The sequence below is a fragment of the Cupriavidus sp. 05L310 genome, assembly GCF_056398185.1.
Genome location: NZ_JBFTOX010000120.1, coordinates 1 through 7570, shown reverse-complemented (window position 1 = coordinate 7570; position 7570 = coordinate 1). Strand labels below are relative to the sequence as shown.

At 59.7% G+C, this 7570-nt stretch carries 6 protein-coding genes and 5 pseudogenes; 8 read left to right on the top strand and 3 right to left on the bottom strand.

The window, feature by feature from the left end:
* The 6 genes and pseudogenes from AC1DS6_RS41965 to AC1DS6_RS41940 all read left to right on the top strand — a co-directional run.
* Positions 1–516 (top strand): annotated as a pseudogene (locus AC1DS6_RS41965) (hypothetical protein); the annotation flags it as partial.
* Between the two features lie 394 nt (positions 517–910).
* On the top strand, positions 911–1108 hold the full coding sequence (locus tag AC1DS6_RS41960) for a type II toxin-antitoxin system VapB family antitoxin (protein WP_006159576.1): 198 nt from the start codon (positions 911–913) through the stop codon (positions 1106–1108).
* Positions 1105–1476 (top strand): type II toxin-antitoxin system VapC family toxin, encoded by a 372-nt coding sequence (locus tag AC1DS6_RS41955; protein WP_441635332.1) that lies wholly within the window; start codon positions 1105–1107, stop codon positions 1474–1476. Before AC1DS6_RS41960 ends, AC1DS6_RS41955 begins: the two co-directional genes overlap by 4 nt.
* A 598-nt stretch (positions 1477–2074) precedes the next feature.
* Positions 2075–2404: pseudogene (locus AC1DS6_RS41950) on the top strand (helix-turn-helix domain-containing protein); the annotation flags it as partial.
* 50 nt (positions 2405–2454) lie between these two features.
* Positions 2455–2694, top strand: a pseudogene (locus tag AC1DS6_RS41945) (winged helix-turn-helix domain-containing protein); the annotation flags it as partial.
* Positions 2695–3150 carry an IS630 family transposase gene (locus tag AC1DS6_RS41940; RefSeq protein WP_477104727.1) on the top strand — a complete coding sequence of 152 codons (456 nt, stop codon included), beginning with the start codon at positions 2695–2697 and terminating at the stop codon, positions 3148–3150.
* Between the two features lie 223 nt (positions 3151–3373).
* Here the strand turns inward: AC1DS6_RS41940 and AC1DS6_RS41935 are convergent, their stop codons facing one another.
* The 3 genes from AC1DS6_RS41935 to AC1DS6_RS41925 form a co-directional block, all read right to left on the bottom strand.
* A complete protein-coding gene (locus AC1DS6_RS41935; protein ID WP_477104726.1) occupies positions 3374–3919 on the bottom strand; it encodes a DUF1003 domain-containing protein in 546 nt (181 codons plus the stop codon).
* A gap of 683 nt (positions 3920–4602) precedes the next feature.
* The gene (locus tag AC1DS6_RS41930) at positions 4603–4908 is read right to left on the bottom strand and encodes a hypothetical protein (RefSeq protein WP_477104725.1); all 306 of its coding nucleotides are present in this window, start codon (positions 4906–4908) and stop codon (positions 4603–4605) included.
* Positions 4909–5461: 553 nt separating this feature from the next.
* Positions 5462–5851, bottom strand: a complete 390-nt coding sequence (locus tag AC1DS6_RS41925; RefSeq protein ID WP_441635166.1) for a hypothetical protein — start codon at positions 5849–5851, stop codon at positions 5462–5464.
* Positions 5852–5881: 30 nt separating this feature from the next.
* On the opposite strand from AC1DS6_RS41925, the pseudogene AC1DS6_RS41920 reads away from it, so the two are divergent.
* A pseudogene (locus tag AC1DS6_RS41920) lies at positions 5882–6092 on the top strand (SDR family NAD(P)-dependent oxidoreductase); the annotation flags it as partial.
* A gap of 847 nt (positions 6093–6939) precedes the next feature.
* Positions 6940–7137: pseudogene (locus AC1DS6_RS41915) on the top strand (transposase); the annotation flags it as partial.
* Positions 7138–7570 lie beyond the last annotated feature (433 nt).

The following is a 7570-nucleotide window of genomic DNA, read 5'->3' as shown; positions in this document are numbered from 1 at the left end:
ATGCAACCGGATAACCTTGGCCCGCGCCAAAAAGTGAACTTTAAATCCCTCAATCTTTTCGTGGCCAGCAGCTTTGTGCTTGCTGTTGCCATTGCCGCCGTAGGGGCCGGTGCGCTCCATGAAATGCGCCAGGACGCGTATGCCCGCGCGCAGGAAGGGGCCGCCAATCTCTCGCTGATCCTGGAGCACGATATCGCCCGCAATCTGGAAATCTATGAGCTGTCGATGCACTCCGTAATCGACGGCGTCAAAGATCCGGCCTCCAGCGCGCGACGGTATGCCGCCTCGGCTTCGATCCGCTTCTCCATTTCCAGATCGGCTCCGACGAGGAACCATTCCTGCGCCTCGGTCGCCGGCGCCCGTGCATCGTGTAGAGACTCCACGACCGCCGCGCCCGGTTCACCTGGCTCAAAGTCCATCAGCATCTGGCCCGACACGGCCTGCCATCCCCTTCCCTCGTCCTTTGTTGCCACCTCTTTGCCCATCGCACGAATCCGCACACCGGTCGGCGGCTAGCCAGTGCCGCGAGAAGCCTTCACCCTCGCCAGCCATCGGTGATGGAGAGATTCCGCAAGGAAGTGCTAGGCGCCACACTGGCGGGGATCTACGGGCAGTGGCAATGCGAAGGCGACGTCCGGCACTTGGTGGCGCAGCACATCGTTGACTTGTCGCCGCTGTTGGGCAGCCTTGCCACAAGCAGCCGCACTGCTAACTTGCAGCCCGAATCGACGCGGCGCCGATTTTTCCGAAGACGCGATATCTCGTCTGTGTTTGCGGGTGGCTTTCGCTGTTCTCGCGTGCAACTGCATAGGAATATTGCGGCAAAATGCGCTCATTACGAGGTGACGAAATGCACTATTACAAGCATCAAACGATGCTATAATTGATGCTGATACTTACGGAGGTTCCCATGCGTACGACTATTGCGCTTGATGACGACTTGATCGCCAAGGCTCAAGCCTATACGGGCCTGGAGGAAAAAACGGCACTTGTGCGCGAAGCACTGAAGGCCTTGATCCAGCGTGAAGCCGCGAAACGACTCGCGAATCTTGGCGGTAGCCAACCGGGCATCAAGGGGGCGCCGCGTCGGCGGCAGGACGTCGAATGATTCTTGTCGACACGTCGGTCTGGATTGACCACATCAACGCTTCTGATCCTATGCTGATTAGCCTGCTTGCCGAGGAGCGTGTGCTGGCTCATCCATATGTGATAGGCGAGATTTCGCTCGGTAGTCTGCGTGACCGTGACGTCGTGCTTGGCGCGTTGCTCGATCTGCCGCGCGCGCCAGTTGCAACGCCGGAGGAGACCTTTTATCTGATCGAGCGCGAAGGTTTGTTCAATCGTGGAATCGGATATGTCGACACGTCACTGTTGGCGTCCGCGCGCCTACAACCAGGCATCACCATCTGGACGCGCGACAAGCGATTGAAGAAAGTTGCCGATGAACTCGATCTCGGCGCGGTGCTCGCGCACTAGATAACGGAAAAGTGATTCCCGTGATGGAGTAGCTGGCGCCCCAGCAGGCGGCTGTGCGGCAGTGATCGACTAGAAAGGAAGAACGATGAGTCTGCAGATTTCATCTGTGCCGCTTGATGCCGCCTCCAAGGCGATTCTTGCCAAGTTGGTTAGCAACGGCTGGAACAAGCTGGTGTTCAATATGTTACGGACGAGAGCGTCGTTTCGGCGGCCGAGTTTGCATACCTGCTGAAGCACGGCGCGGTAGAGCTGCGTACTGAGAATGGGGTGATGTTCGCTCCCATTCAAAACAGGTATGCCAGGCCGGCATTTGGTCCTGAGGTTGGAAAGATTGGATTCCAACTGAACATCGATCTCCCAGGAATCAAGCATATTGGCGCGTCAATACTGCAAATTTCGACGAGGTTGGTTGGGTCCGAAGACGCCGGTGACCGAGCGTTATTTCTTCCGGCATCCATTGCGCGAGCAGATCAAGCATTGACGCGTCCGCGCTGGTGAGAACCGGGCACTCGGGGCTACCGAAATTCGAACGTCCGGTGAATCGCCCTCAGCGGACATCCCAACTAAACATGGCGACATAAATATTGCAGCATGTAGCATGTATGATTGCGTGGTTACTCTTTTGGAGAGGCAGCCATGCGCAAGCTCGAAATTGCAGACGCGCAGATCATGCAGTTGGCGATTTCGACAGGAGATCGAGCGAAGCGAGGAATCGCGGTATGACCACCGTCTCCACGGGGTGCTGCTGGTGAGCAGCGGTTACTCGTGCACCGAAGTCGGCCAGTTGTTCGGTCAGGCGGCCACGACAGTTCAGCGATGGGCCCGACGTTTCGAGCGGGGTGGTTTCGACGGATTGCGGGAAGGTGAGCGGCCCGGACGTCCGCGTGCGTTGGATGAGGCGCAATGGGCTCGCATTGAGACGGATCTGCGCAAGACACCACGTGACTTCGGATTTGAAGCGGGCCGTGGCATGGGCCTGTTCTTTCGGAGCACTTGCGTCAGCGCTACGGCATCACGCTGGCCGTGCGTCAGTGCCAGCGGTTGTTTCGCCAGATGGGTTTTCGGCTGCGCAAACGGCGCCCGCAGGCCGCCCAGTCTGATCCCGTTCGCGTTGCGGCGGTAAAAAAGCTGCGGCGACTGGCAAAACGCGACGACATTGAGCTATGGAGCCTGGACGAATGCTATTTCCAGCAACACGGATCGCGCTGTCGCATGTGAGTGGCCCCGGAGCTCCGCGACCCGGTGTTGATGCATGCGCCGACGCGCAAGTCGGTGGCGTGCTTTGGCGCCGTCAGCTTGAGCACTGGCCGCTTCGTCTGGCAGGTGTGCCCTGTCTTCAACGCAGAAACGTGTGCATCCTTTCTGCGCCAGCTACTGCGCCATCGACGTCGCGGCAAGCGCATCGTCGTCGTGCTGGACAACGCCAGGTACCACCATGCCATCCTGCTCAAGCCGTTACTGCGCAAGTACAAGCGGCACCTGACCTTGTTGTTCCTCCCGCCATACAGTCCGCAACTGGCGCCTATCGAACGCGTCTGGAAGCTGACAAGACGCCTTGCGCTACATAACCGGTACTTCGCCACGCTCGCCGAAGTCCTCTCGGCGGTCGACGCCTGCTTCCAGCACTGGAAGAGACCAAACGAGGTGCTGCGAAGACTATGCTGCATTATTTAAGACGCTGTGTTTAGAATGCACGAATGGCGGCTCTGGCACCGAACTTCAGCCGTTGGCGCAGGCCGGCGCGAATGGCCGAAACTGGCTGTGGATCGGCCGTGTAGCGCGGACGGCAGTAGCCGACCCGGAGCGCCCTCTCGCCACCTCGATCGAACGCTCACTCGCATCTAGGGGATACCTCACCAACATCCACCTCGACCTTGATGGGCAGGGAGCCGGGTTATCATTTTGAGTCCTTTTGCAAGAGCTTCTCGTGCAACTCGACGGTCAGCGTTTCGACCCGCTCAGTTAATTTTTGGGTAAGTTCGGTCAGTTCCGTATTCCGCTGCAACAACTCCAGCAGTTGTGCCGCGGTTTGCGCGGAAATTGCCTGCCGCTGCTCGTTAGCGACAGCAAGGGCCTCCCTGTGTTGCGCGTCAGCCTCGGCGTGCGCGTTGTCTCGCGCTGCCTGTCGCGTCTGAGCAAGCAAAATGAGCGGCGCGGCATAAGCTGCTTGGAGACTGAATGCCAGATTAAGGAGAATGAATGGGTAAACGTCGAACCTGGTGAAGCCGAGGGCGTTCACCCCAATCCAGATGGCGACGATTACCGTCTGTGCCCCTAAAAAAACGGGCGTCCCAAAAAAACGTGCGAAGGCTTCGGCCTTGAGCGCGAACCTGTCGTTGCCAAACGCCGCGGCAAGATGTTCGTGAGGTCGGTGGAAGCGAAAGTGATCGACGTTCGGACCGTCAAACGGAGCGGCATGGGAGTTGGAGTTCGGCGTTTTCATGCATTCCCCAAGTGAGTAATCGTTCGAGGCCGGCCTGCAGCGACGTCTGCGGCACTATACCGAGGGAGATACACGCGATGAACAACGGATGCCTATCGTCAGACGATCCCTCGCAGCAGGCAACGCGGCGTGGGGACAAACAGAGTGTAGTGCCTGTTTGCGGTTACGTGAATGACCGCTGATGGCTGGGGAGTGGCCGACTGTGGCGAAGACCTTGGCCGACCACCTCAGGGCGTGACTCGGCCATTCGAAGCGTTTCTGAACTAACCTGACAATTGGTATGAGAACACGCCACGACGAAGCGCGCCCCGGTCCGACCGCCCTCTGTCCCGCCGCAGCGACCAGGTACTCACGTCGCGGTGATGTAGCCCGGTCAGAACTCTTTAACGGGGACAGATCGGCTAAGCCTGGAGGTGCCAAGAAAGGAGATGACCCAGAGCACGCCCTGAGCCGCTCAATCGGACCGAATCCAGCTATCCCTGCGGTGATCGGCTAACCCCCTCCCTATCAGTCGATCTTGCAGTTTGAGCGGGAGAGCGCGAATGGCAGCAACTGGCCACAGCGGTCAGTCTGCTTCCACGAAAATGACCGACCGCGAGTGTCCGGTTCCGGATTTCCCGAAGGGGCCTCCGACACTCGCGAATCGGAACTGGATGGCGTAGAGCAGCTCTTGAGCAACGCATCTACAGGCGTCGGCACTGTCGTCGCCCCAGCGCGGCGTCTTCTATGGCGCGCGCCAAAGCGCCTGACGGAACCCATTGGCCTCCTTGCGCAACGAATCGAGAGGTCGCGTCGACGACTGTTTCGTCGCCGTTTTCATCGAATACGGCAAAGACTGGTGCAACGACCGACTCTACGAGGGCGAATTGCTGCTTTTCGAATCTGCCTGGTTCGATGTGGCCTTCGGCATCGAAACTGAGAATGGAAAATGTGTTCCGAACGATGCGCACCGGGTCTCTGGCCACGAGCTCGACGACCACGTCGGCCATTCGCGCTCGTTGCCCCGCAAAAACGGGCAAACAGTGACTTGCCGGATCTCGCCGCATCCGGTCGAACTTGGTGCTCGACAGCCGCCAGAGGGTATCGTCTGGAGCGATGAGAAACCTTCGGCAAGAAAATCCCATGGCCGTGCCGCCCGTGTATCAACTATGAAGCTCACCACGCTCGGTGAGATCCCATAACTTGCCTTGCCGGAGGAAGATTCTCCCCCGCACCTTACACCGCGCGCATGGCCGGCCCCACTGGGCCTTTCTTGCACGTGAAGTGGGTCGCAGCCATCACGCGGGTGTCGTCGAAGTCTGTGGCGTAGGCGATCACGGTTGCGCGGAACTCCGCCACGGCCTTGCCCGAGCCCTGCTGAGGGCCAAGGGCGCCCCTCTCGTCCAGAATGTGCCTGCATTGGCCATGTACATACTCAATTGGATTCAAAGAACGACGCGGGTCTGTGGATATCTCTTCGCACCTTCATTCAAGCATGACTACTGTCGGAATGAGATCTGACAAGGAAGGCCTCGGCGCGACGGAAGGGATGGCCCTGACGTCTCACTTGTTGATCTCGCCGCTCCATCGATCACGGTTGGCCCAGAACGAACACTGCGGACATTTTTCGCCTTCCAGGTAGTCAATGCCTTCCTCATGCGGGCACCCGATGATGCGATCGAAGGCCACCACCGATTTGGCACCATGCTGGTCGATGAACCGAACGATTGCTTCGGTAACTTCTGGATCGGTTCGCGCATCAGTGGTTTTGCAGAACCACCGCTCAAGCGGGTCGGCGTCCGCACCCTCGTGCGCGACGATGCCAACAGAGACCTTCGTCGCACTCGTGTCGTCGGGCCCGTAGAAGGCAACCGTTGCCACCGGGTAGCCGCAGAAGCCCTTGTCGCGCTTTTTCGCGAACTTGTCTCGGTACCACTGAGCCTTGAATGTCATGACTTCTCCTCGCATGCCCTGCCGAGTGACGTGAGTGGCGCCACCGACCTTAACCAAGCTTACCAACTTTGCACGCTCTTGACCGGTACCAGTTCCGGCATTGGCCACGCCACAGCCAAAGTGTTCGCTGCCGAAGGGGCCAAGGTCATCGCCGGCGCGCGGGCGTGAGAGCGAACTGGAAGAACTGGTCGCTCAGATCCGCGCGGCCGGCGGCGAAGTCGCCGCAATGGCTGGCGATGTGCTCTCCCGCAAGGATATGGATCGTTGCGGCCGATCTTTGGGGAAGCCCTCTGGATGGTTGTCGCCAGTTGCCGCCCGTGAACGGCCTCGCGGTAAGGCAACTTTAGCGGCTTCCCGCCGGCGTCACGATGCGTGTGGTGGAACGCCGGGTGGAACTCGGTGGCTGAATCTCGACTTCCTGCAGCGCATCGAAAAAGCCGCGGCGGCCAGCGCGGGACTACTGGGCGTGCACAACCAGCTGCGCATCCGCCCGCCCGAGCCCGCGCCGCCACCAGCCAACGTCGCCGATCCCTGTCTTGGCGTGCCGCTGGTGCGCGACGCCGGCCAGGTCAACCACAAAGTCTGAATCATGCGCGGCACCGGTTCAGTCCCCGTGCGCCCCGGGTCCGGCCTCGCGCAGCAGCATTAGCAATCTGGCTTCATCCATGCGCCGGCGCGCGATCGCGGTGCACTCCGCCAGGCGCTGCTCGGCCATGTAAGCATCCACCCTGGTGTTTTACTGGGGCTTGACCACCCCGCGGCGGTGAGCAGCCCCCCAAACCGAACGAGGCGGTCCACGGCTCTCCATGTCCTTGTTTAGGTGGCGCCGCATGCAAGCCAGAGGCTTTGCCCCACCCGAACGGATGGCTAAGGTGTCATCGATCGGTTTCCCGGCTGCATTCAGCCGCAATAGCGGCGGCCCTATTGCTTTCCGATGGAAATCGGTAAAAAGCTGCTCTACGTGAACCCATAAGAAAACACTTCGATTGGCCAAGGTGGTATCCATTGGTCCAAAGGGACGTGAAGGAGAGTCCCCCCGGGAGGCGCCGAGCCGAATCGCACTTAGGGCCGCCCCTTGCCAACGTTAGCAATGGACGCGCGTGCAGGCAACCGACAAGGAAATCGCTGCGCTGGAGCGTCGACTCAAGATTGCGCTTCGCGACAGTGAGAAATGCCAGAAAATCGCTGAAATTCCTGGCGTGGGCCTGCTCACAGCGACCGCCGCGGTAGCCTCCATCGGGGATGACCAGACCTTCCGCTCCGGGCGTGAGCTCGCCGCCTGGCTATGAGATACACGGCACCCGCCACCGCTTTATAGCCGGACGGGTGCCCCACAATGGCCTGAACTCACCTTTCTCAAGGGGCGCAAGCAATGATCGCATGATGGCTAACAGGTTGGACGGGGACGACGAAAACCCGATAGGGAAAGTGAGCAGCCATGCTCGACAATCAGATGGGGACCTTGTCAGCGAATTCCATATGGGCCGGCAGGCCGTACGGCCCGCACAAACGGAGCGGACATAAGCGTGCTGCCTTCACCTGTCGACCACGATGTCAGTCAGCTTGCAGTCTATTGATCCTTGTATAAATGACGACATCACCACAACTCGGCCTGCTTCCAGCACGCGGCAATGATGTTGGCGCGTTGTTGTGCGCTGCGCAGCCGATTGCAGGCGGTCGTTTTGAGTTCGGTGAGCGAGTGTGGGCAGAAGTTGGCCA

What these genes read in the sequence shown, in the direction of transcription:
- AC1DS6_RS41935 (WP_477104726.1), bottom strand. Translation starts at nt 3,919, where the DNA reads ATGAAAACGCCGAACTCCAACTCCCATGCCGCTCCGTTTGACGGTCCG.
- AC1DS6_RS41930 (WP_477104725.1), bottom strand. Translation starts at nt 4,908, where the DNA reads ATGGCCGACGTGGTCGTCGAGCTCGTGGCCAGAGACCCGGTGCGCATC.
- AC1DS6_RS41925 (WP_441635166.1), bottom strand. Translation starts at nt 5,851, where the DNA reads ATGACATTCAAGGCTCAGTGGTACCGAGACAAGTTCGCGAAAAAGCGC.
- AC1DS6_RS41955 (WP_441635332.1), top strand. Translation starts at nt 1,105, where the DNA reads ATGATTCTTGTCGACACGTCGGTCTGGATTGACCACATCAACGCTTCT.
- AC1DS6_RS41960 (WP_006159576.1), top strand. Translation starts at nt 911, where the DNA reads ATGCGTACGACTATTGCGCTTGATGACGACTTGATCGCCAAGGCTCAA.